The following is a 24,074-nucleotide window of genomic DNA, read 5'->3' on the forward strand; positions in this document are numbered from 1 at the left end:
GTGACGGAAAACGGCGAAGGGCCCCGGGATTCCACTGCGGATTCCCGGGGCCCTTCGCACGTCCCTCAGTTCACGGGCGGCGCCTCGTCCTCCCGGGCCAGTGCGGTCTGCACGAGGGTGGCCTTGCGCCGGACGATGTACTGGGCCCGGCCCGGCGGCAGGTTGCGCGGCTTCACATTGCCGAACACATAACCCTCCGAGGGCGGGCAGGACAGCAGCATGCCGGGCGTGTTGACCTCGTCCAGGCGGCGCAGCAACTGGTCGTTGAGGCCGCGTCCGGCACCGGTGGCCGACCGTACCGCCACCACGTGCAGGCCGACCTCGTAACCGAGCGCGAGGTGGTCCAGGAGCGGGGCGAAGGGGTGGTCGTAGGAGCCGGTGCCGCTGACCATGTCGTAGTCGTCGACCAGGACGAACAGCCGGGGGCCCGTCCACCAGTCGCACTGCCGCATCCGGGACGGTGCGATGTCCGGGCCGGGGAGGCGGGTCTTGATGGCGCGGGCCGCGCCGCCGACCAGTTCGCGCAGCGAGTCGATCGCGACGACATGTCCGAGGCGGTACTCCTCGGGGACGGCGTCGACCAGTTCGCGGCGGTAGTCCACCACCAGGATGCGGGCCTCGGCCGCGGTGTACTTCGCGGTGATGGAGCGGACCAGCAGGCGCAGCAGGTTGGTCTTGCCGCTCTCGCTGTCGCCGATGCCGATCAGGTGCGGGGTGCGGCCGAAGTCGTGCCAGACGGGCGAGAGGGTCTCCTCGTCCAGGCCGATCGGGACGCGCAGTCCCTCGGTGCGCTCCGGCGCGGGGAGTTCACCGGCCGGGAGGCGGTGCGGGAGCATCCGGACCGGCGGGGCCGGCGGTCCCTGCCAGTGTTCGGCGATCCGGGCGACCATGTCGGCGACGCCCTCGGCGAGGTCGTCCGCGTCGTCGCTCCCGTCGATGCGGGGCAGCGCGGTCAGGAAGTGGAGCTTGCCCTCCACGGTCAGTCCGCGCCCGGCGCCGCGCGGCACGGTGGCGGCCTTGCGGATGTCGATCATCGAGTCCATCGGGTCGCCGAGCTTGAGCTCGATGCGGGTCAGCGACTGGTCGCGGACCTGGGCGGGGAGCTCGATCCAGCGGGCGGTGGTGACGACGAGGTGGACGCCGTAGTTGAGGCCGCGGGAGGCGATCTGGTGGAAGGTGGGGATCAGTGTGTCGAAGTCCTGCTTGACCGTGGCCCAGCCGTCGACGACGAGGAAGACGTCTCCGTGGGGTTCGTCGGGGAACTCCCCGGCGGCGCGGCGGCGCCGGTAGGAGGCCATCGAGTCGACGCCGCTGTCCTGGAAGAACTGCTCGCGCTCGTTGAGCACGGCGGTGACCTCGGCCACCGTACGGCTGATCCGTTCGGTGTCGAGCCGTCCCGCGACACCGCCGACGTGCGGCAGCCGGGACAGTGCGGAGAGCGCGCCGCCGCCGAAGTCCAGGCAGTAGAACTGCACTTCGCGCGGGGTGTGGGTGAGGGCGAGTGCGCTGATCAGGGTCCGTACGATGGTCGACTTGCCGCTCTGCGAACCGCCCGCGACGGCGACGTGGCCGCCCGAGGCGGAGAGATCCACCATCAGCGGGTCGCGGCGCTGCTCGAACGGCATGTCCACCAGCCCGAGGGGCACCTTGAGCCGGCCCGGCCCCGAGGTCCCGACCGGGGTGAGGCCGCGGTCCGGATCGGGCTCCAGCAGGGGGAGCAGCACATCGAGGGCGGGCGGCAGGTCCAGCGGCGGCAGCCACACCTCGTGGGCGGCGGGTCCGGAGCCGCGCAGCCGGTCCAGGGCGACGGAGAGCAGTGTGTCGCCGGTGTCCGCCTCGTCGGCCGCCGCGACGGGCTCGGGTTCGGAGGTGCGGGCGGGGGCCCGGGGGACGACCCAGTCGGTCGTCCAGGGCATCACCTGGCTGGCGACCCTGGCCTGGACCGCGGCGCCGCGGCGCTTGCGGTACGGGCCGGACACGTACGCCGCCCGGAACCGGGTCAGCGCGTCGACGCCGCTCTTGAGGAAGCCGCTGCCGGGCTGGGAGGGCAGTTGGTAGGCGTCGGGGACGCCGAGCACACCGCGTGACTCCATGGCGGAGAAGGTGCGCAGCCCCACCCGGTAGGAGAGGTGGCTCTCCAGCTGGTGCATGCGCCCCTCGTCCAGGCGCTGGGAGGCGAGCAGCAGATGGACACCGAGTGAACGGCCGAGGCGGCCGATCATCACGAAGAGGTCCATGAATTCACGGTGCGCGGAGAGGAGTTCACTGAACTCGTCGACGACGACGAAGAGGCTGGGCAGCGGTTCGAGGTCGGCGCCGGCCGCCCGTGCCTTCTCGTACTCCAGCGCGGAGGTGTGGTTCCCGGCGCTGCGCAGCAGTTCCTGGCGGCGCACGAGTTCACCGTGCAGGGCGTCCTGCATGCGCTCCACGAGAGCGACCTCGTCGGCCAGGTTGGTGATCACCGCGGAGGTGTGCGGGAGTTCGTCGAGGCCGAGGAAGGTGGCGCCGCCCTTGAAGTCCACCAGGATGAAGTTGAGTGTTTCCGAGGAGTTCGTGAGGGCGAGGCCGAGCACCAGGGTGCGCAGCAGCTCGCTCTTGCCGGATCCGGTGGCGCCGATCAGCATGCCGTGCGGGCCCATGCCGCCCTGCGCGGACTCCTTGATGTCCAGTTCCACGGGGATTCCGTCGGCCCCGACCGCGACCGGTACGCGCAGCCGGGCCGCGCCGGTGGAGCGTTCCCAGAGGGTGGCCGGGTCGTGCCGGTACAGGTCCGGGATGCCGAGCAGGGTGGTGAGTTCGACGTCGGTGTCCAGCGGCTGGGCGGCGTCCGAGGACAGGCTCATCCGGTACGGGGCGAGCAGCCGGGCCAGTGCCTCGGCGGCGCCGGGGCCCATGGCGTCGGGGCGGCCGAGGAGGGTGGTCTGCTCCTTGCGGCTGCGGTCGGTGCGGACGAGGTTGAGGCTGTCGGGCTGGACGTCGAGGCGCAGGGTGGTGCGGCCGGGACGCCAGCTGAGGGCGCCGGACAGGTCGAGCACGACGGCATTGCGCAGGCCGGGGCCGTCCAGGCGGTGGCCGGCGGGCACGGTGGTGCCGTCGACGACGATCACGGTGAACGGTTCGTCGCGGCCGGGCACGGCCTCGGGGTCGAAGGGGGGCCGCTCGGAGAATTCGGCGCCGAGCAGTGCTTCCAGGTCACGGAAGGTGGAGGCGACCAGACGGGAGGGGCCCGCGCCGTCCTGTTCCTGGGCGTGCTGGCTGTGCGGGAGCCACTTCACCCACTCCCACGCGGCGCGCCGTTCGTCGGCGACGCACAGGGCGATCCAGAGTTCCTCCGGCGGGTGGAAGAAGGCGAGCTGGGACAGGATCGCGCGGACGGAGTCCCGTACGGCCCGGTCGTCGCCGCGGAACAGGATCCTGGTCCAGGAGCGCAGGTAGAGCCCGGTGGGCTGCTCGGGAACGACCCCGTACGCCTTGATGAACCGGCGCAGCGCGTGGGCGCAGAGCGGTTCGAGGTCCTCGACCGGCTTGGTCGCCGTCGGGCTGAGGCGCAGCGCGAGCTGCTGATCGCCGACGGCTATCCGTATCTCGGCGAAGTCGTCGTCGGTGACGCGGCGTTCCCAGAGCCGGGTGGAGCGCACCATGGTGCGCAGCACCTTGGGTTCGGGGTGCCGCCAGGCGAGGGCCTCCTGCTGGTCGCTGACCGCCTCGTGGACGCTGCGCCGGATCTGGGAGAGGTAGCGCAGGTAGTCGCGGCGCTCTCCGCGCAGCCGCTGCTTGCGCTCGCCGCCCTTGCGCATCATCTGGCCGATGAGCATGGCGGCCGAGGCGGTGACCATCATGCCGAGCGCCAGGTAGGTGAAGACGCTGCTGCCGCCGCCCGGACGCATGAACATCAGCATCATGGACACCGACATCATGGCCATCGGCAGATAGGTCCAGATCGCCGAGGAGTCGGGAACCGTCTCCGGCAGGGTCGGTGGCTCCTGGAGGATCAGCTCACCTTCGGGCATGTCGGGGCCGCGACGGCGGGCTGGGCGGCGGAAGAGGACCACACTCAACGAACAGACTCCTTCGACGACGGCGACGGCAGCCGCGGACGGCAGGGACCGACCGCCGTGACGGGGGGTGGACCGGGCCGGCATGGGTGCGACAGGGGTGCCGACATGTGCACAACCCGGGCACTTGTGGACCAACAGAGACTCGGAAGAGGTCCGTTGACGACGTTCCGGATGATGATCAGTAGTCTGCATCCGATTCGCCAAGCGCGTCCATGTCGCATCCGACACGTCCCCACGAGAACGCGAGCCCTGACCTTGACCGACAGCTCCGTGGCGGGCCTGTGCCGCCTCACCATACGTGCCCCCGAAAAGACCATCGACCTTGCGGTGCCCGCCGATGTGCCGGTGGCCGATCTCCTTCCCACCGTGCTGCGTTACGCGGGTGAGGAGCTGGAGGAGAACGGCCTCGACCACAGCGGCTGGGTGCTGCAACGGCTGGGCGGCCCGGTCCTGGACGACGAAGGATCCCTGGAGGCCCTCGACCTCAAGGACGGCGAGGTCCTCTACCTGCGCCCGCACACCGACGCCCTGCCCGAAGTACGGCTGGACGACCTGGTCGACGGCATCGCCAGTGTGGTGCGCGACAGGCTGCACGGCTGGACCGCCGACTCCAGCAGGCGGTTGCTGCGCGTGCTGTGCGTCCTGACCCTGCTGGCCGGACTGGCGCTGCTGGCCTGGCCCGGCGGGCCGGTCGGCGTGCGCGCCGTCGGAGCGGGCGCGGTGGGCGCGCTGTTGCTCGCCGGGGCCGCTTCGGCGAGCCGTGCGGTGGGCGACGCGGCCGCCGCCGCGGTCCTCGGCTCGATGGCGAGCCCCTATCTGTCCCTGGCCGGCTGGCTGCTGCCGGGCGGCGACCTGAGCGGCCCGGACATGCACCAGGTGCTGGGTGCCCGGCTGCTGGCGGCGGGGGCCGCCGGGGCGGGTGGTGCCGTGCTGGGGCTCGCCCTCGCGGCCGTGTCCGTGCCGTTCTTCCTGGCGACGGCGGTGTTCTGGTGTGCCGTCGCGCTGGGCGGGGCGCTCGCCGGGCCCGCCGGTCTGACGATGGACGGCGCGGCGACGGTGCTCGCCGCGCTGGCCGTGATGCTGGGCGGTTTCGTCCCGGCCCTGGCATTCAAGCTCGCGGGCATGCGGATGCCCTCGCTGCCGACCAACTCGCAGCAGTTGCAGGAGGGCATCGAGCCCTACGCGGGTGGCGACGTGACGACCCGCACCGAGCTGGCGAGCGGCTGGATGACCGCGCTGTACGGGGCCGCGGGCACCGTCTGCGCGGCCAGTCTCCTGGTCCTGGCCGACCACCCGAACCTGCCGGAGACGCTCACCGCCTCGGTGCTCTCGCTGCTTCTGCTGCTGCACGGGCGCGGCATGGTCAACGTTCCGCAGCGCCTCGCGCTGCTGCTGCCCGGTGTGTGGGGAGCGGCGCTGCTGGTCCTGGCGCTGGCGGCGACGCTGGCCCCCGCCGAGCGGCCACTGCTGGTGGCGGGGCTCGTGGCGTGCACCGCGTTGCTGGCCATCGTGTCCTGGACGGTGCCGGGGCGCCGTCTGGTGCCGTACTGGGGCCGCGCGGCCGAACTGCTGCACTCGGCACTGGCGATCAGTCTGCTGCCGCTCGCGCTCTGGGTGCTCGGCGTCTTCGCCGCGCTCCGGGCGATCAACGGCTGACCCGGAAGGTATGCGACATGCAGTCCAAGCGTGACCAAGTCCAGGCGCACACCTTCGTGATGGGCCGGCTGACCTCGGGGATGCTGCTCGCCGACCCGGACGCCCCGGAGAGCCCACTGGGGCGGACGACCCGCGGCGTGCTGATCGGTGTGGTGATCACCGCGCTGGTGGCCGCCGGCTCACTGGTGTACGGCTTCATGTCCCCGGGCGGCAACGACGCGTGGCGGGCCTCGGGAACCCTGGTGGTCAACCGGGACACGGGGGCCCGTTACGTGTACGTGGCGGGCCGGCTGCGCCCGGTGCGCAACTACGCCTCCGCGCTGCTGGTCGGCGAGGGGAAGCTGAAGTCCGAGGACGTGGGTACGGCGTCGCTGAAGGGCACTCCGGTCGGCGCCCCCGTCGGGATACCGGGCGCGCCGGACTCCGTCCCGGGCCCGGAGGACCTGGAGAGCGACCCGTGGCAGGTGTGCTCGGTGCTGGCGTCGGAGGCCGGTACGGAGGACTCCGGTGGCTCCCGGAACCCGACGGGCGCGTTCACCGCGCTGGTGGCCGGTGCGCCGGTCGAGGGGCGCGGGCTGGGCGCCGGGCAGGCCCTGGTGGTGTCGGGGCCGGACCGGACGCGGTACCTGGTCTGGCAGGGCAGCCGGCTGCGGCTGGACCGGGGCGGGAACGCCGCGGTGTCGCTGGGGTACGGGTCGGTGACGCCCCGGCCGGTGTCCGCCGCGTTCCTGGACGCGTTGGTGCAGGGCCCGGATCTGGTGCCGCCCGCCGTGCCCGGCCGTGGTGGCGCGGGACCGTCGTTGGGCGGACGGCCGTCGAAGCTGGGGCAGGTGTTCCAGTCCCGCACGCCGGGGGCGGCGCGCCAGTACTACCTGCTGCGCAAGGAGGGCCTGGTCCCGTTGACGGAGACCGGGGCGGCGCTGGCGCTCGGTGACGCGGCCACCCGTGACGCGGCGTACGGGGGTGCGGCGCCCGTCGCGGCGGTGGTCGGTGCGGCCGAGGTGAAGGCCCGACTGGCGCCCGGCACGGACGGCAGCGAGCCGGTTCCGGCCGTCCTGCCCGCGAAGCCGCCGCGCGCCGAACCCGTACCGGCGGGCTGGGCCGCCTGTGCCCGGGTGCGGCCGGACCGCGGGGACGGTACCCGGGTGACCGGTGCGCTGGTTCCGCTCACCGCGCTCCCGCCGGCCTCCGCCGCCTCGCCGGAGAACATCGCCGCGGCCTGTCTGCCGGTCGACGCGACGACGGTGCGCCCAGGGCACGGCGCACTGGTCAAGGCGCTCGGCGCGGGTGGTACCGATGTCGGCTCCACCACCTATTTCGTCGCCGACAACGGGGTGAAGTACCGGCTTCTGTCCCAGGCGGCGCAGAAGGCGCTGGGGTACGACGGCGCGGCCGCCCAGGCGCTTCCGTCGCCGATCCTGGCCATGCTGCCGTCCGGCCCCGACCTGAGCCCGGAGGCGGCCGCGGCGGGACGCGGCGTGGGCACGACGGCGCCCTCGTGCCCGCGAGGAGAGGAAAAAGCGGAGGGCCATCAAGGCAACAGAACATTGCCTTCCGGTAAAGGAAGTTGAGTAATCCTCAGGAAAAGCTCAGATGCCGCCACGGGTCATTGAGGACACCGTCGATCTGATCATAGGATCACGGCCATCCAGCAGTTGAGCATGGGAGACACCGTGGCAGACGCAGGCGCTCAGGCGGGACCGGGCGGCAACCTCCAGCAGTCGAGCGAGAGCTCGACCCGGAACGGCATTCAGGCCCTTGAGGCCGCCTACAGCGGAATCCTCAAGTCCCGCCAGGACGTCGACAACACCCGCAACAACCTGAGCAAGGGCTACCAGGGCAGCGACGGCGGCCAGTACGGCGCCCTGCTGAAGCAGTGGGACGACCAGGTCAACATCATCCTCCGTAACCTGGAGGACATGGTCGACAAGCTCAACACGAGCCTGGTGGAGCACGGCAAGACGCAGGGATCGTCCAACGACGCGATCAACCAGGCGTACAGCGCCTCGCAGAAGGCGTTCGACGACCTCATGGCGTAGGGCCGCCCCGGACGGCGTCGCCCCGCCGTCCATCCCGCCGGCCGTCCGGCACCCCTCGCCGCCACCGCGGCGGGGCATCGTTCCCAGGCAGTGAAGCGAGGTCTCCCGATGCCCGACAACCTGACAGACGGTTACATCCTGGTCGATTACGGCCACATGAACAACGCCGGCGACGACATGGTCCGCCAGACCCAGGCGATCGCCCGGACCCTCTCGTCCCTGGAGGCGGAGCTCGCCGAGCTGCGCAAGACGTGGTACGGCTCCGACGCCGACACCTACCGTCAGAAGCAGGCCGCCTGGGACCAGGCGGTGAAGAACATGGAGACGCTGCTCAACTCGCACGCGGCCCTGCTGAACGACATCTCGGGCAACTACAAGTACAGCGAGAACTCGCTGTCACAGATGTGGTCCGAGATCGCCATCGGCCGCTGAGCGAGGGCACCCGATGGCCGATCTGACCCACCTCGACGGCAAGAGCCTCAAGTCGTTCGCCGAGAACGACGTCACGGAATTCCAGACGGCGCTGGACAAGATCCGCCTGGACGACCCCAACGGCCTCAAGGCGCTCAAGAGCATCCTCGACGGGCGCACCTCGCCCACCACGCTCCAGCAGGACCCGGCGCTGGCCATCGGACTGCTGGGGACGGACGACAGTGTGCACGGCCAGTCCCTGGTGAAGGCGGTCAAGACGGCGGCGGGTTCGGTCGACGCGATCTTCGAGAGTCAGCAGACGCTCTTCAAGCACATCAAGAGCGACCTGCTGACGACCATCGAGAAACTGCTCAGCACCCAGGGCAAGAGCCTCGAATCGATCGACGGTGCCGCGCTGCTCGACATCTTCTCGGACGTGGACAAGGACCTGAGCCCGACCACCACGACCACCTGAGAGGCAGTCGGGCGAACTCCGGCAGCCTCTGGCCCCGGCCGCCCCCCACGGGGGGCGGTCCCTCTCCGGCGATCTGCCCGGACCGCCCCCGGCGGTCCGGGCCGACCCGTCTCCGTACAGACTCCTCTCCGTCCGCCCCGCCCCGCACCTCTTCCTCGCCCCCGGAGCGTTCCGCATGTCGACCCCGACTTCACAGAACTACGACGCCGACGACTACTGGGGGCAGGCCGTCACCAAGCTCACCGGCTATCCGATGCCCAGCCGGAAGGGCCTGTTCACCGGCCTGAGCAGCAAGGAGAAGAGCCCGCTCTTCCGGATGAGCCTGGACAAGATCGGTGTCCAGTCGGTGGTGGACGCGGCGAAGCAGGGGTCGCTGAAGAGTTCGGGCCAGGACTACGACCTGTACTTCTACAGCAACAAGGACGGCCGGGTGTCGATGTACCACGCCCGGCTGGTCTTCATCGGCTCCTTCATGTCGGAGAACGGGCGCAGCCGGGGGCTGGAGGCCAATGAGTCCCTGTCCGGCGGCAAGTACAAGGGTGCGTACGGCGACGACTTCGACATCGGCCCCCTGGGCCAGTACATGGGAGGGCCGGGGGCGGCCCTGGCTGCTCTGATAGGCGCGAAGACCACGCAGGGGGCCTCCTTCAACGGCGCCTCGGTCCCGGACGCCAATGTGGTGGATCTCAATTCCTTCCAGCACACCGCCCAGGCCTTCGACCGGGCCGCCCAGTTCTTCGTGGACCAGACGGAGGTCCTCGCGGGGTGGGAGAAGTCGCTGGGAAGCGAGCAGTCCTCCTGGAAGGGCCAGGCGGCGGGAATCTTCTGGCAGCTGGTCCATCAGCTCAATGGAAACTACGACAACTACAAGCAGCAGCTGGGCGCGGGCGGCACGTTCGACGCCGTCGGGGACCCCGCGTTCACTCCGAAGTCCAATCACTCCAAACAGCTGATGGCCGCACAGCAGACGCTGCTGACCCAGGGGACGTCCCTGCAGACGGCGTGGAACGCGTGGATGGGGCGCAACGAGCACGACCCGCACTACTTCCTGATCAAGGTCCTGAACGACATCCTGACCTGGTTGACGGAGCACAACATCCCGTTCATCACGTCGACGACCATCCAGGGCAACGCCGTCAACCCCAACTCCACCACGACGTACTCCACCAAGGAGGGTTTCCAGGAAGCCCACCCGGGCTACGGCGACCTCACCGACATCCAGAACTGGGCCAAGGTGGGCGAGGAGGCCGTACGGCAGTGGAACGAGTTCATCGATACGCCGCACCCGGACATCGAGGGGCTCCAGCTCGGCCTGAACGGCACGGCGCAGAAGGTGCTGTCCGACCTCAACAATGCCTGGATCGACGCCACCACACCGTTCCAGACGCCGCTCACCACCAAGAACACCGGGTCGCTGACGGAGTTCTACACCAAGGAGAAGACCGACAAGGCCAAGGAGGAGACGGACAAGAACAACAGGGATCTCAACTCGGCCCTGGATGACCTCAACAAGGGCATCAATGACATGGGGAACAACGTCAGCAAGTCCCTCAACGACTTCGGTGGCGGGCCGGACGGACTGAAGGACCTGCTCAACAATCCCCGGACGACGGACCTCAACCCCGGTGGGGGCCCCGGTCTCGACGACAAGACCGGCAAGGACCTGGTCAACGACCTCAATCCCGGCAACGGGGACAAGACTCCGGGCAACGGCGACACGACGCATACGGGCCCGTTGAACCCGCTGTTCCCCGGACCCAACACCCCCAACCCTTCGGTCACCGCGCCCGACGGCACCACCGTCCAGCTCAACAAGGACCGCAACCCGGTCATGACGTTCCCCAACGGTGACAGGGCGACGTACGACCCGAAGACCGGGAAGTACACCGTCACTCCGAAGGACGGCAAGCCCACGGTCCACGACCTCAACCCGGGCCAGAGCGTGACCAACCCGGACGGCAGTGTCACCAAGCTGAACAAGGACGGCACGCTCACCACCACGCACAAGGACGGCAGCAAGCAGATCGTCGATCCGGAGACCGGCAAGGTCACCAACATCGACAAGAACGGCAAGGAGACGGTCAGCGATCTCAACCCCAAGAACGAATTCCAGTGGCCCCCCAACCCCAAGACCCACTTCACCCCGCCGCCGACCCACCAGGACCTCAACCACAACCTGAATCATGATCTGACCCGGGATCTGAATCGCGATCTCGACAGGAGCCTGCGCGACCTCAACCGGGATCTCCATCACGATCTCAATTCCCTCGGCGGGAACTCCCACTCGCTGAACAACTCCTCGTCCTCCGGTGGCGGTCGGCACCGGTCCGGCGGAAGCGACTACGAGGAGTACGACAACACCTTCCACCCGGGCGGAACGCTCGGGGCACCGCCCGGCACCGCGGCAGCCCCGCCTCCCACCACCGAGCTGGGCACGGGGCCGGGCACGGGCACGGGATCCGACCAGGACGGCTCCACCCCGCTCAACCCCGCGGGCAGCATGGGCGGCATGGGCATGGGTGGCATGGGCATGGGCGGGATGGGCATGGGCGGGATGGGCATGGGCGGGATGGGCGGCGGCATGGGGGGTGGCGGGCAGGCCGGCGGTTCGTCGGGCGAACGCGTCCGCAACGTCCTGGCGGAGAACGGCACCGGCGCCCGGGGCGGATCGTCCCGTACCAGTGGCCGACGCGGTGCCGAGGAGGAGCGCAGCGCCCGCAGGACCCGCACTGCCACCAGCTCCACAGCCGCAGCCGGCGGCGTCGCGGGCGCCACCCAGGGCGGGCAGGCGACCGGCAGCAGCGGTGAGCGCGACCGGGTGCACTGGGTGGCCGAGGACGAGGACGTGTGGGGCGCGGAAGAGGGCGGCACACCCACGGTGGTCGGACGGTGAGCGGCGCGGTGAACGAGTCGTCGGAGAATTCGGGGCGCGGCGAGACATCGCCGTACGCCCGGTCCGTGGAGGCCCGGCTCGCCACGGCGATGGCGGAGCTGGAGGCCACCGAGAAGGGCGTGGCGAAGGCCGAGGCCGAACTGCGGCAGGCCACCCGCACCATCCGGTCGGCCGACCGGTCGGTGGAGGTCACCGTGGGTCCCCAGGGCGAGCTGACCGCCCTGCGGTTCCTGGCGGAGAAGTACCGGACCATGTCGCCCGGTGAGCTGTCCGGGTCCGTGCTGGAGGCGTTCGGGCGTGCGCGCATGGAGATGGCCCGGCATGTGATGCAGACCTTCGAGCCGTTCACCCGGCCGAGCACCGCCGTGCCCGAACTCACCGGCGTGGACGTCGACTGGGCGAAGATCTTCGGCCCGGAGGTACTCCAGGATCCGGACGACCTGGCCCGGCAGGGCTCGGGGCACCGCCTGCGTGACGAGATAGACGAGGACGAGGAGCGCTGAACACCCCATGAGCGACGAGTATTTCGCCGAGCCGGCCCGTATCCAGGCCGGACTGCGCCAGATGTTCTCGATCAGCTCGTCGTTCGGGTCGATGGTGGACGACTTCGTCGCCGACGTCCGTGCGACGCGCGACTGGCCGGGCCAGGACGACAGCTTCGCCCTGGAGGTCATCCCCCAGGAGCAGAAGGAGCGGGAGAGCTGCACCGACACCTCGATCGCGCTGTCCGAAGCGGTGAGCGGGATCTCCCACGGAACGTCGGTCAACCTGACCTCGATCCTCTCCAACCAGAGCAACATCCTGGACTCCATCCAGGATCACCGGATCAGAACCAACAACAGCGGCAAGCGCTGACGGCAGAGAGCACGGCCCCATGTCCATCAAGGCGACGCCCGAGCTGAACAACCTGCTGTTCGTCCTCATCGGTGAACGACTGTTGCAGGCGGACGAGGATCTGGCGTACGCCAGCCGCAGGCCGTACCACCGGCTCTCCGGTCGCCTCACGGACCTGTCCAGTGAGATCGAGGGGTCGGTCGTCGGGATCAGCAGGTCGCTGCCGCCGCAGGTGGGCGCGAACTACCTGCAGTCGATGAGGCTCTTCATCGACAACGGGGGTACCAACCATCTCCGGGAGTTCTCCGACCAGCTGAAGACCATCGGTGACGGGCGCACCGAGACGTCGATGAACATCACCGAGTCCAAGTGGCAGATCATCGCCGAGCTGATCCGGCTGATGATCGAGCTGCTGGTCATCTTCGTCATGTCGTTCTTCACCGCGGGGACCACGGCGAGCGACGCCGCGGTGGCGAAGGGCCGCAGCCGGGTGGTGGTGCTCACCGCCCTGGACACGCTGCTGAAGCGTACGCATCTGATGCCGAGCCTGAGCGAGGCGTTCGAAGAGGCGTTCATGAACTTCGCGGTCCGCCTCGCCATGATGGCGGCGGGGCCCGACGGGCGCCGGCCGAAGGGGTTCGACTGGAAGGCCATCGCCCAGGACGGTGTCTTCGGCGCGTTCGCGGGCCTGTTCCACGGCGTGTTCTCGTCCGGCATGGGCAAGTTCCTGAAGAACTTCAAGGGCCCGAATCCGACCAAGAACCTCACCAAGGACGTGACCGGCAAGGTTCCTCCGCCGAAGTTCTCCGTGAAGAACCTGGTCAAGACCGGGGTGAAGGACACGAAGGACTTCCTGGTCTCGGGTGGTTCGGAAGCCGTCGCGGAGATCGTGGCCGGTGGCCTCATGACGGGGAAGTGGTCGACGAGCTGGGACACCTTCCTCGGTTCCGGAATCAGCGGCAAGGCCGAGTCGGTGCTCAGCAGCGGCGCGGCCAAGCCCGGAAACTGGGTGCAGAACAACTTCAAGAACATACCGACGTCGAGCCGGAACGACGGGAACGGCACGGGGTCGGACTCCGGGGGCGGGACGGACTCCGGTACGGGGACGAGCACCGGGAACACGACCGCGACGAGTCCGGGAGCAGGCACCGGAAGCGGGTCGGGAACGGGCGCCGGCGGAGGCTCGGGAAGCAGGAAGGGCAGCAACCCGACGAACGACACCGATGCCCCGGGCCGGACGGAATCGACCGACCAGCCGGGACATACGGAGGAGACCGGGCAGAACGAGCAGACCGACCAGCCGGGGGAGAACGGGCACACGGGGCCGACGTCCAAGACGCCGCCCTCGGGTTCGACGAACCCGTCGGACTCCGACGGGCCGCCCACCAAGGAGTCCGTCAACACCTCCAGCAAGGACGACCAGGTCCACACGGCTCCCAGCGGCGACACCCACGACACCTCACGCGGTGACCAGCAGCAGAACGACGACGCCGCACCCTCGCGGGACGAGCGGACACCGCAGACGCAGCAGACGCAGCAGGATTCCGAGGCCACGCCCCCGCAGACGGACACAGACACGGGCGCGGACACGAACACGGACACGACTGCGGAGACGAAGGCCGACGAAACGGGCGAGTCGAACGGGTCGAACGGGTCGAACGGGTCGAACGACTCGCGCAGCCCCGACGACGACACCGAACCCAGCACTGGATTGCTCACGGAGGACGGCTCCTCCGACACCGGGCAGTTGCCGTCCGCCCCGGAATCCCCCGCCACACCGCAGGCCACTCCCCCCACCGACATGGCGAACCACCGCCCGGGAGCCACCCCGCCGCCGCAGGAGACCGCCCTCCGCCGAGAGCTGTCGAAGCAGCTGACCGACAACAAGGGCGGCGTCACGATCTTCGTCGACGGCGCGGCCGACATCGACCATCAGGCCGCCGCCACGCTGCTGATGGGGTCTCTCGATGGACTGGGCTACAAGGGACCCATCACCGCGATCGTCCCCGCCGACGTCCGGAAGAAGCTTGAGCCACTGCTGAGCGACGAGCTCAGCGCGCGTGTCACCTGGGAATCGCGGACGTTCGACCCCGACATCCCGACGGCCGACCGCCGGGCATCCGGCGAGTCGGGGGCTCAAGGGCTCGTCCTGGTCGCGGCGGGCGACCGGCTCGACCACGACGGTGACGCGGCGACCCGGTTCCTGAACTTCATGGGGGCCGACCAGGCGGTCGTACTCGGCCCCTCCGCCCGGGACACCTCACGTCGCTACCGGTACAGCAGGCCGGACGCCGATTCCGTCACCGAGGTCACCGATCTGGAGACCGTCGAGGAATCCTACGAGTCCCACGCCCCGGTCGACCGCCGACCGACGACACCCCCCGTTGCCGTGTCCAGCCGCCCCGACCCGGCGAACCGCCCGCCGACCTCCAGCCGTTCGACGCTCCCCACCGACGACGGTCGAACGAGGACCGAGAGCCGGGAACCCACGCCCGTACCCGCATCGGACCTCGCCCCCGAAGTAGAGCCGGCACCCGCGTTCACGTCGGCCACCGGCCCCGTACGCAAGCCGGAGACGGAACCGGAACCGAAGAAGAAGGAGCAGGAGCGAACGCCGGAACCGAGGCCGGAACCGGTCAACGACGCCGAAACCGAGACGGCCCAGAACGACGCACCGATCACGAACGCGCATCCGCCCGTCGCCGCCGGTTCCTCCGGGACGCCTCCCCGGCTCGTTCTCAGATCCGCCCGCTCGACCGACGACCCCACGACCGACTCGGACGACATCGTCCGGCACACGATCACGGACAACTCGTCCGACTCGTCGTTCCTCGCCTCGTACAGCCCGTCCGACTGGTCGCAGCGGGGCCAGCGTTTCAGCACGGTCGTCACCTCACCGACGTACCAGGACCACCACCACAGCGAACAGTCCCTCTACCGCAAGCCTCGCCAACTGCCCTGGCACGACCAGAAGGTGTCCTTCTTCGCGGCACACGGCACCCCCACCCGGGTGAAGCTGACGAAGAACGACGGCACCGAGATCGTGATCAGCGGCCGGGAGCTCGGCCGCTATCTGGAACACTCCGCCGACCTCGGTCCGAAGGACCGCCCCATCGTGCTGTACGCCTGCGCCACCGGCGCCGCGCCCACGCACGGCGGACTCTCCGTCGCCCAGCACGTGGCCAACCTGACGGGCCGGACGGTGTACGCACCCACCACGACCGCGGGTACGGCGATCGACTCCGCGCAGCAGATACGCCCGGTGCTCTTCCGTGACAGTGCGGAGAATCCCGGCCAGTGGGTGTCGTACGCCCCCGAGCCGTCCGGGGCCGAGCTCACCGTGCTCGCACGCGCGGCGGGTCTGCACCCCCCGGCGGACACCGAGGGCACTCCGGACACCGCAGGCTCCTCGACCGCCACCGGCTCCCCGGTCTCCGAGGACACCCCGGGGCCGTGGGCCACCACACGTACGCTCCAACTCGTCCGCACTCTGCGCGGCACCTTCGGCCCACAGATCGAGCAGTCCCCCGGCCACCACGATCTGCTGGCCGCACTCGGTTCACTGGACAACGAGCGCTTCGGCGGGGACGACTCCGTCTGGGCACCGTACCGCGACGGACGGATGACGCCCGATCTGCTGCGCCGGATCACCGATGAGCTGTCGGGGACCGACCGGCCCGGCCTGGAGCGGTACGCGGATCTGTTCAGCCGGGTAGGCACAGCGTCCGGCGGGAGCGGGGTCGGGCCGGATGCCGGTGCGCATCAGGACGACGCCCGGTCCCCCTCCCGAGACGTCACGCAGGAAGCGGGCGAGTCGTCCCAGGCACAGCCATCGACATCCACCGCAGGCATCACGAACACCGCGAACACTACAAACACCGCGAACACTACGAACACCACGAACACTACGAACACCACAGACGCCACGAACACCACGGACGCCGTGGAGACCGAAGCGGTGGTCCAGCTCGTGGCGGCGCAGCTCGACACCCAGCGCCCGGCCACCGTCGACACCGCCATGACGCCGGCTCCGGCTGCGGGCGCGATCCAGCAGTTCCCCGGCGACCTGCGACTGCCCGCGTACATCACAGGAGACGGCGAGAACGGCGATTCGGCCTTCACCTACGGTCAGAGCGAAGTGACCCAACGCGGCGTCGAGAACATACTGGCGCACATCGACTCGTCGGCGTTGCCCGTTCCCGCCCGGAACGCCGCCCGTGCCGAGAACAACCCCCTCGCCGAACTGGAACAGGCACTCAGGACGTCACCCCATGTGTTCCACGGGGACGGCTGGGTCTCGGCCCCGTTCAAGGACACCTCGGGACGCATCCGCCAACTGCGGGTCTCCCAACGGCCGCAGGCTCCCTGGTCGATGCTCACCAACGCGACCGGCGATCCGATCACGCTCGACCCGGTGAAGGTGGACCAGATCCATCGCTCCCAGATCACCTCCGGAAAGTCCCAGACGGTCAGCTCCGCACGGCAGTTCGGCCTCTCGGTTCCTCTGGGGCCGCCCAGCGGTCCCATCAAGCCGTTCGGACGCGTGGGCCTCACCCTGGGCTTCACGAAGTCCGTCGACTTCAACCTCCAGGACCAGACCCTGAGCCAGGTGGAGAGTCGTCACGGCGACGAATCACATCTCTACCTGGGCGATGTGATGTACACGGTCGAGCTGACGGACCCGGCGCCCAAGAAGCCCACCGCCGTGAACCGGATCGCCAGGCGGCTCGGCATGCCGGACACCCACCAGGAGGCGGGGCAGCCCGCGCCGCTCACGTTCGGTGTGAAGGACGGCCTGCTGCTCCGCCTCCCGGACAACCTGACCGTCATTCCCACGGCGGAGCACGCACCGGAAGTGATGGCGCTCGGCGAGCACAGCGACTACCGCATGGTGCACACCGAGGGAGTCGGGCCGGTGTCGGACATCCACGCGTGGGCGGTCGGCGAGACCGGAGCGGTGGTCGGCTCGACGATGCACGCCGAGATCACCCGGTTCCTCAGCTCGGAGAACTTCATCCGGCTCGCGGACCGGATGGCGCACGGGCCGGTCACCAGTCAGCCCCTGTTCACGGAATCCGGCACACCCGCCGGTCTGCTGGTCGTGGACAAGGTCGTGCCCGGAAGGGCCACCCGTATCTCGGGGACGAGCGCGGTGGAGATGCGGGACGCCATTCAGCGGGTCATCAAGAACGACCGGAGTACGTCGACGGCATACAGCCAGGACGTCCAGATCACCGTGGGTCCCAGCTTCTCCTTCGCCCAATACGCGACGAGCGCGGCACAGCCACGCGTACAGGCGGCCTTCTTCGCCCAGGGCGGCAACCGCTCCACCCGGACCACCGGCTTCGGCGGCGCGGGCAGTCGCAAGACGGTGGGGCGTGCCAAGAAGGTCCGCACCGAGCTCTATCTGGTGCAGAAGACGGTCCACGTCCGCAAAACCGGACAAGAACATGCCACCCCGCACACCATCTGGGCGGTCGACCGGATGACCCGTGCGGAGGCACGCCGCCTGGCCGGCTGGGACGACGGATCGACGCTGCGTACCCGAACCGCGCCAACCTCCCGAACCACACACCCCGCTCCCGAGAGTTCTCCCGCGGCCGGGGGGAGCAACGAGGTCACCGCTGCCGCGAACGCCAGCAACGCCGTCACCGCGCCCGCGACCACGCAGCCGGGCGAACCGACGGCTCCGGTCTACCTGCCCGAGAACCATCCGACCCTGCTCGGCATGGCCCGGGTGGAGGCATTCCTCCCCGGCGACGGCCCCAGCGCGCCCCCGAGTACATCCCCGAACACCACCGACAATGCGGCCGGTTCGTCCACGACCCCGCCCACCACCCCGCCGCCCACGTCCCCGCCCGCCAATGCGTTCCTCACGGAACTGACGGACAACGTGATCGCGGCCGTCGCCGAGCGGCACCCCGGCATCGTCGCCCCCCTCGCGGACTTCACGGGGCCCACGGACAAGACGAAGGGGTGGCGGGGCAACAACCACTTCAGCGCGGCTCTGCTGAACACGATCACCCTCATGGACGCCCTCAGCCATCACAGCATGGCGGGACAGCTGGAATCGTTCGTCTCCGACGGCGTACGCATCCGGCTCGTCGACACCACGGGCACCAAGCGGAAGTACCGGACGATCCTGGTCAAGGGCGCCCTGACCGGACGCCGCTACGAGGGCACCCGCAACGAACTGATCCTGCGGAGCAGTACGCACGCGAATCAGCGGCTGGACAGTTCGGGCACGGTGTCCCACACCAGGGAGTTCGGCATCGACGTCGGAGTCTCGGCACGTCAGAACGCCGCCGACGCCTTCGGGCAGCCGCTCAACAGCGGCGTGATCTCCCCTGCGGGCCGGTACGCCTGGCAGAAGAACCGCAAGACCGGTTCCGGCGCCACGGTCGCCTACGAGCCCCTGCACGCCACGTCGGGGCCGTCCCATGTGTTCAGTTACCAGCTGGACGTGAGCGTCACCAGCGGCGGGTTCTGGCGCTTCCGCCAGCCGCTGCGGGTCCTCGGTGTGCTCGGCACGGGATATTCCGTCGGGCGCAACACGGAGGTCGATCTGATCGGCGGCGCGGCGACCCGGCCGGCGATGACCGGGCGGATCCTGCTCAACGTGCCCGACGAGCACATCCCGACGAGCCCGCCGAAGCCGTCGACCACCGCCCTCGCCGTATCGCCACTGACCACCCGGGAGGTTCAGGCCCTGCTGGACGGCTCACCGGAGCCGACGACCTCGGACACCAAGGGCAAGGGCCGCGCCACGGACGGGCCCGCGGACGGCATGGAGCTCACGACGCCTCCGAAGTCGCAGCATCCGTTCGGGAACCTGCCGCACCAGGTCATCGGCGTCGCCGGCAGCTCCGAACTGACCCAGCGGGTCCAGACGACCCTCCAGCAGGGCTCCGGCGACGCCTGGCAGTTCACTCTGTACGGGTCCACGCCGCACGACGCGGTGATGCGCCAGTTCCAGCCGCAGGTCATCGCCTCGTTCCTGGACCAGTCGATCAGCAACTCCGGCATGCGCATGGTCGAGTTGTTCGGCGCCGGCCCGTACGTCAACCGGATGGGCCGGCTCACCCACCGGGTCAGCTTGCAGAACGCGCTCGTGCAGTCGAAGCCCGTCTCGGTGGAGACGGAGCAGACGCTCGGTGCCGAGACCCAGGTCAACCACGCGACGACCTCGGTCACGGTGGCCAAGCTGAACCTCGGGTTCGCCTACGCGCGCAGCCACGACGGCCGGCCCTCCCCCGTCGGCACGTACGGCCTGGTCCTGAACGGGACGTGGAGCGACGGCCGGACGGCGACGGTGACGAACACGGTGGCGGTGGACAACGACCGGGACGACGAGAGCCCGAAGTACCTGGTCAGCGCCGATATCAAGCATGAGGTCGGGTTCTCGACCCGTGCCAACGGGCTGGCCGGTCCGTTGCGCGTCGTGCTGCCGGCGCTGCAGTCGCACTTCGCGGGATTCCAGCTGTCCCTGCCGGGCGGCTGGCTCGGCCATGTGCCGGAGAAGACCGCGCACCGAATCGGCCTGGTCGGCGCCACGCTTCCCCCGGCGCCTCGCTACCAGGAGGACTCCTGGTCCCCGGCGCCCTGGCTGAGGGACACGCCGTTCGGTTCGTTCCCGGTCAACTCCCTGGACTCCGCCAAGGCAGCGCAGGACTTCGCCAAGCTCCTCAAGTCGAGGGGGGTGGACGACGCCGGACGGGACCACATCCTCGACATGGTGACGCCGCGTGCGCTGCTCGCCCTGCGGCAGCAGATGTCCGCCACCGGGGGTGGCGTCACCGCGGTGACCCGCACCGCCTGGAGCAGCCTCGGCGAGGTGCACATCGGCTCGCAGCGGGCCACGGTGCGCATCGAACTCATCCAGACGGAAACGGAATTCGACGGGATCGACCACAGCGTCACGTTCCAGGAGACCCTCGGCATGACCGAGACCGTCGACGTGGCCATCAGCAAGGCCCGTTCGCGGGCGGCGGGTTTCTCGATCACCGAAGCGCTACGGACCGGGAACCCGAAGGTTCCCAACGCGGGCCCGGCACTCTCCGAGTCCATCTCCGCCACCCAGCAGAGAGCCGCCACCACGTCGACGGCCCGCCTGAAGAACTACACGTTCTACCCCAACGAGCCCCACGCCGACTTCCTCGTCCAGTACGAGCTCCGCATGGTCCTGGTGAACTCCGACGGAACGGAGCTCTCATCGGGGAACTCCTCGGTCGGCACCCTGCGGGAGCAGCTGCCGCTGAGCCTGGCCGTGCCGGACATCGATGACGCCCCGGCCGAGAACCAGGCCTCCGCATCGGCCTCGCAGCAGATTTCCGAGATCCAGGAGATCCAGGAAACACGGCCCCAGCGGAATACCGTTGTCAGTCCGGCGCAGCGTGTGAGCCCGCCCCCCACGGTCACGGTCCGGCGTCCCGGACAGCTCACGGACGCGGAGATCACCGCGTGGCGGCAACAGGGCGTGCCCCAGGCGTTCACCATGCCGGCCAACGGATTCATGCCGCGTCGGATCACCCAGGCCGATACGGCGCTGAACGCCGCCCAGCTCGCCATGGCCAAGGCCTACAACGCCAAGCTCCCGCACCTGCCGCGTTCCGCCAATAACACCCGCCTCACCGGCCAGGCGTTGACGCAGGTCGTGGCAGCAGCCCGGAAGAGTGGTCCCGCACCCCAGGGCGGGGCCTCGGGGCAGGCTCTCTCCGACGGGCTGTCGAGCACACAGACGGCGGCCTTCTTCGCCAACACCGCGACGGACAGCGGCTATCTGGCCGCCGCGCTGCACGATGACGCCCTCGTCATGGACACCCAGGGCAGCTACCGGTTGTTCTCCAAGCCCCGGCTGGGGGAAGCGGTACTGCTGAGCGTGGCCGCGGAGGCCACGATGGAGAGCCCCGAGCGGCAGACCACGAGCGCGGACACCACGAGCGCGGAGACCGGCGCGCAGAGCACGACCATCAATGCCACCATCGGCACGGCCGCACCGTCGGTGGGCTCCATCGCCCCCTCTCCGGCGGGCAGCGGGGGGAACACCGGCGAGACGGAGACCCTCAAGGCCACCTCGGCCGACGGAACCCAGAAGAACATCAAGCCCAAGACCGGCCGGGCGATCCTGTTCTCGATCCCCACGGACTGGCTCGGCGAGGCGACGATCGCCCGGGGCAAGGTCGCGGGCATGTTCGGGCCCGGAAGCACGTCCCAAGCGGTTGAGTACCAGACCAATGTCCTGACCTGGGTACGGGAGGACGTGGCCCGCGAGCTGGGGCTGATCGACGACACGACCTTCCCGACCGAGGTGACCGGTGCCTGGACCGCGGTGGCGGCGGCGAGCAAGGCGTGGGTGGACGCGGACAAGGCGTACTGGAAGCTCAGGCGCAGCCTCACCGAATCGGTGGGAACCAATGCGCCCGATCTCAGCCAGCTGGATGAGCTCGAAACGAAGAGGACCAGTGCTCATGATGCGATGCGGGAGTTCCGCCGGGTACGTGCGGCGGCGGACCGGCTCACCCGCTGGTACCACCAGAGCCCCCGCCCCGACGGCCCCCCGCCGCCCCCGGTGACCTTCACGGCCCCCGCCAAGGCGAAGGCGGTTGTTCCCAAGTACACGGGCACGGCGTTCACCCCGGCCACGGGGACGGACACCGCCGGTGACCCGAAGACGATCGTCTCCCCGTCCGGTGACACCTACACACTGCGGGACGTGCCCGAGGACGGCGACGCCTTCTTCCACGCGCTGACGGCGGGCCTCCGGCACACGGGCACCCCATTGCCGGGCCCGACCGGTGACCCGGCCGACACCGATACGCCCCTCACCACCCTGCTCGACCGGATGACGGGGACCCTGACGGACGACTCGGGCGACCTGCTGGACTTCACGACGCCGGATCTCCTCGACACGTTCACCCCTCAGGAACTGGCCGACGGCGGCCCCACGTACGCCGAAGGCTCCCCCGAGGCCCGCGAGTTCGCGGATGCCGCCCGCACCTTGCCCTTGTACGGCGAGCTGAGGACCAACGAGCGCAGAGCCCTGGCGCTCACCCAACTACGGCGCGCCGGCGACTCGCCCAACGACACCGGCTGGGACCACGGAGCCGCGGACCTGCTGCCCGCGCTCGCCGCCAGGACCTTCGACGTCACGGTGACCGTGGTCCGGGACGACGGCACGTTCCAGGAATTCGCCCCGCCGTCCACCACTCCGTCCACCGGCCACGTAGTGCTGTACCTCAAGGACCGCCACTACCAGGCGGCATTGGCGCCCAGGCCCCAGGTGCAGGACCAGGTCCAGGTCCAGGAGCAGGACCAAAACCAGAACCAGGATCAGGACCGCGAAGCGGAACGAGAGGCGAGGCACAGGCGCGAAGCGGAACGCGAAGCCGAACGCGAAGCCATACGCAAGCGCGAAGCCGAACGCCAAGCCGAACGAGAAGCGGAACGCCAAGCCGAACGCGAAGCCATACGCAAGCGCGAAGCCGAACGCCAAGCCGAACGAGAGGCAAGGCGCAAGCGCGAAGCCGAACAGGAAGCGGAACGCAAGCGGGCACAGAAGGAAAAGCAGGAGCGGGAACAGGCGCGAGAGCAAGCACGGAAGCAGAAGGAAGAGCAAGAAAAGGCGGAGAAGCGGAGAAGGAAACAAGAACAGGAAAGAGAAAAGGAACAAAACCAGGAGCACGCACAGAAACAAGCACGCAAACACAAACGAGCAGAAGCACGGAAACAAAAACAAAAACAAGCACGCAACCAAGCACGAGAACAAAGGTGGGAAGAAGAGCAAGAACAGACACGGGAACACGAGCAGGAAGAAAACCAGGAGCAGGAAGCAGAAGCGGAGCAGACACAGGACCTGAACCAGGACCGGGAACAGGACCGGGAACAAGACCAGGACCAGGAAACGATCCTGGAGGAAGACGACCGGAGCGACAGAGACGAGCCGGAGTCGAGCTCCTCCACGCGCGACGGCCAGCACAACGACACCGAGCGCAAGCGGGCGCAGAAGCAGGAGAAGCAGAAGCGGGAACAGGCGCGAGAGCAAGCACGGAAGCAGAACGAGAAGCAAAAGAAGGCGGAGAAGCGGAGAAGGAAACAAGAACAGGAAAGAGAAAAGGAACAAAACCAGGAGCACGCACAGAAACAAGCACGCAAACACAAACGAGCAGAAGCACGGAAACAAAAACAAAAACAAGCACGCAACCAAGCACGAGAACAAAGGTGGGAAGAAGAGCAAGAACAGACACGGGAACAGGAACAGGAAGAAAACCAGGAGCAGGAGCAGGAGCAGGAGCGGGAGCAGGAGCAGCCAGAGGTGCCGGATGGGCCCGACGAGCCGAACGAGCCCGACCAGCCCATGGCCCCGGCTCCTCCCCCGCCTGCGGGCCACAACAACCCGTCGGTTCCCCTCCCCACCTCACCCGAGTTCCTGGGCTGGGTCCTCGATACTCACGGCGTGCGTAACTTCCGAGTGCACAGTGCACAGCTGAGCCAGGTCACTGGGATCGACGGCGCGATGGCAGAACTGGCGCTGCTCGGGAGATCCGCGACCCTGGGCGAATTGGGCCTGACCGACGATCAGATACTGCGGGTACTGGCGCGCAACCAGTACGCGTCTCAGGATGCGGTGACGTACCTGCGCAGGAACGAACGGTACGCAGCAATCCTCAGACACGAGGACTAGGAACCCGCGACGTGGACGTCCGACACGA

At 69.2% G+C, this 24,074-nt stretch carries 10 protein-coding genes; 9 read left to right on the top strand and 1 reads right to left on the bottom strand.

Going from position 1 to position 24,074, the window contains the following annotated elements:
• Positions 1–65 precede the first annotated feature (65 nt).
• A complete protein-coding gene (eccCa, locus tag GA0115234_RS00420) occupies positions 66–4,010 on the bottom strand; it encodes a type VII secretion protein EccCa (protein WP_093538859.1) in 3,945 nt (1,314 codons plus the stop codon).
• 303 nt (positions 4,011–4,313) lie between these two features.
• On the opposite strand from eccCa, the gene eccD reads away from it, so the two are divergent.
• From eccD to GA0115234_RS00465, 9 genes are all read left to right on the top strand, one after another.
• Positions 4,314–5,714 carry a type VII secretion integral membrane protein EccD gene (eccD, locus tag GA0115234_RS00425; RefSeq protein ID WP_093538811.1) on the top strand — a complete coding sequence of 467 codons (1,401 nt, stop codon included), beginning with the start codon at positions 4,314–4,316 and terminating at the stop codon, positions 5,712–5,714.
• A 17-nt stretch (positions 5,715–5,731) separates the two neighbouring features.
• The gene (gene eccB / locus GA0115234_RS00430) at positions 5,732–7,285 is read left to right on the top strand and encodes a type VII secretion protein EccB (RefSeq protein WP_093538812.1); all 1,554 of its coding nucleotides are present in this window, start codon (positions 5,732–5,734) and stop codon (positions 7,283–7,285) included.
• Positions 7,286–7,387: 102 nt separating this feature from the next.
• Positions 7,388–7,753: a hypothetical protein gene (locus GA0115234_RS00435; RefSeq protein ID WP_256088502.1), complete on the top strand. Its 366-nt coding sequence runs from the start codon at positions 7,388–7,390 to the stop codon at positions 7,751–7,753.
• Positions 7,754–7,861: 108 nt separating this feature from the next.
• Positions 7,862–8,185 carry a WXG100 family type VII secretion target gene (locus tag GA0115234_RS00440; protein WP_093538814.1) on the top strand — a complete coding sequence of 108 codons (324 nt, stop codon included), beginning with the start codon at positions 7,862–7,864 and terminating at the stop codon, positions 8,183–8,185.
• Positions 8,186–8,198: 13 nt separating this feature from the next.
• A complete protein-coding gene (locus GA0115234_RS00445) occupies positions 8,199–8,639 on the top strand; it encodes a type VII secretion system-associated protein (protein WP_093538815.1) in 441 nt (146 codons plus the stop codon).
• Positions 8,640–8,814: 175 nt separating this feature from the next.
• Positions 8,815–11,532, top strand: coding sequence for an AAWKG family protein (locus GA0115234_RS00450; RefSeq protein WP_093538816.1), 2,718 nt, complete (start codon positions 8,815–8,817; stop codon positions 11,530–11,532).
• Positions 11,533–11,621: 89 nt separating this feature from the next.
• On the top strand, positions 11,622–12,035 hold the full coding sequence (locus GA0115234_RS00455; RefSeq protein ID WP_093538860.1) for a YbaB/EbfC family nucleoid-associated protein: 414 nt from the start codon (positions 11,622–11,624) through the stop codon (positions 12,033–12,035).
• A gap of 7 nt (positions 12,036–12,042) precedes the next feature.
• Positions 12,043–12,387, top strand: a complete 345-nt coding sequence (locus GA0115234_RS00460) for a hypothetical protein (RefSeq protein ID WP_093538817.1) — start codon at positions 12,043–12,045, stop codon at positions 12,385–12,387.
• A 19-nt stretch (positions 12,388–12,406) separates the two neighbouring features.
• Positions 12,407–24,046, top strand: coding sequence for a hypothetical protein (locus GA0115234_RS00465; protein WP_093538818.1), 11,640 nt, complete (start codon positions 12,407–12,409; stop codon positions 24,044–24,046).
• Positions 24,047–24,074 lie beyond the last annotated feature (28 nt).

Origin of the sequence: Streptomyces sp. DvalAA-43 (assembly GCF_900091725.1) — a bacterium.
Classification (GTDB): Bacteria; Actinomycetota; Actinomycetes; order Streptomycetales; family Streptomycetaceae; genus Streptomyces; species Streptomyces pulveraceus.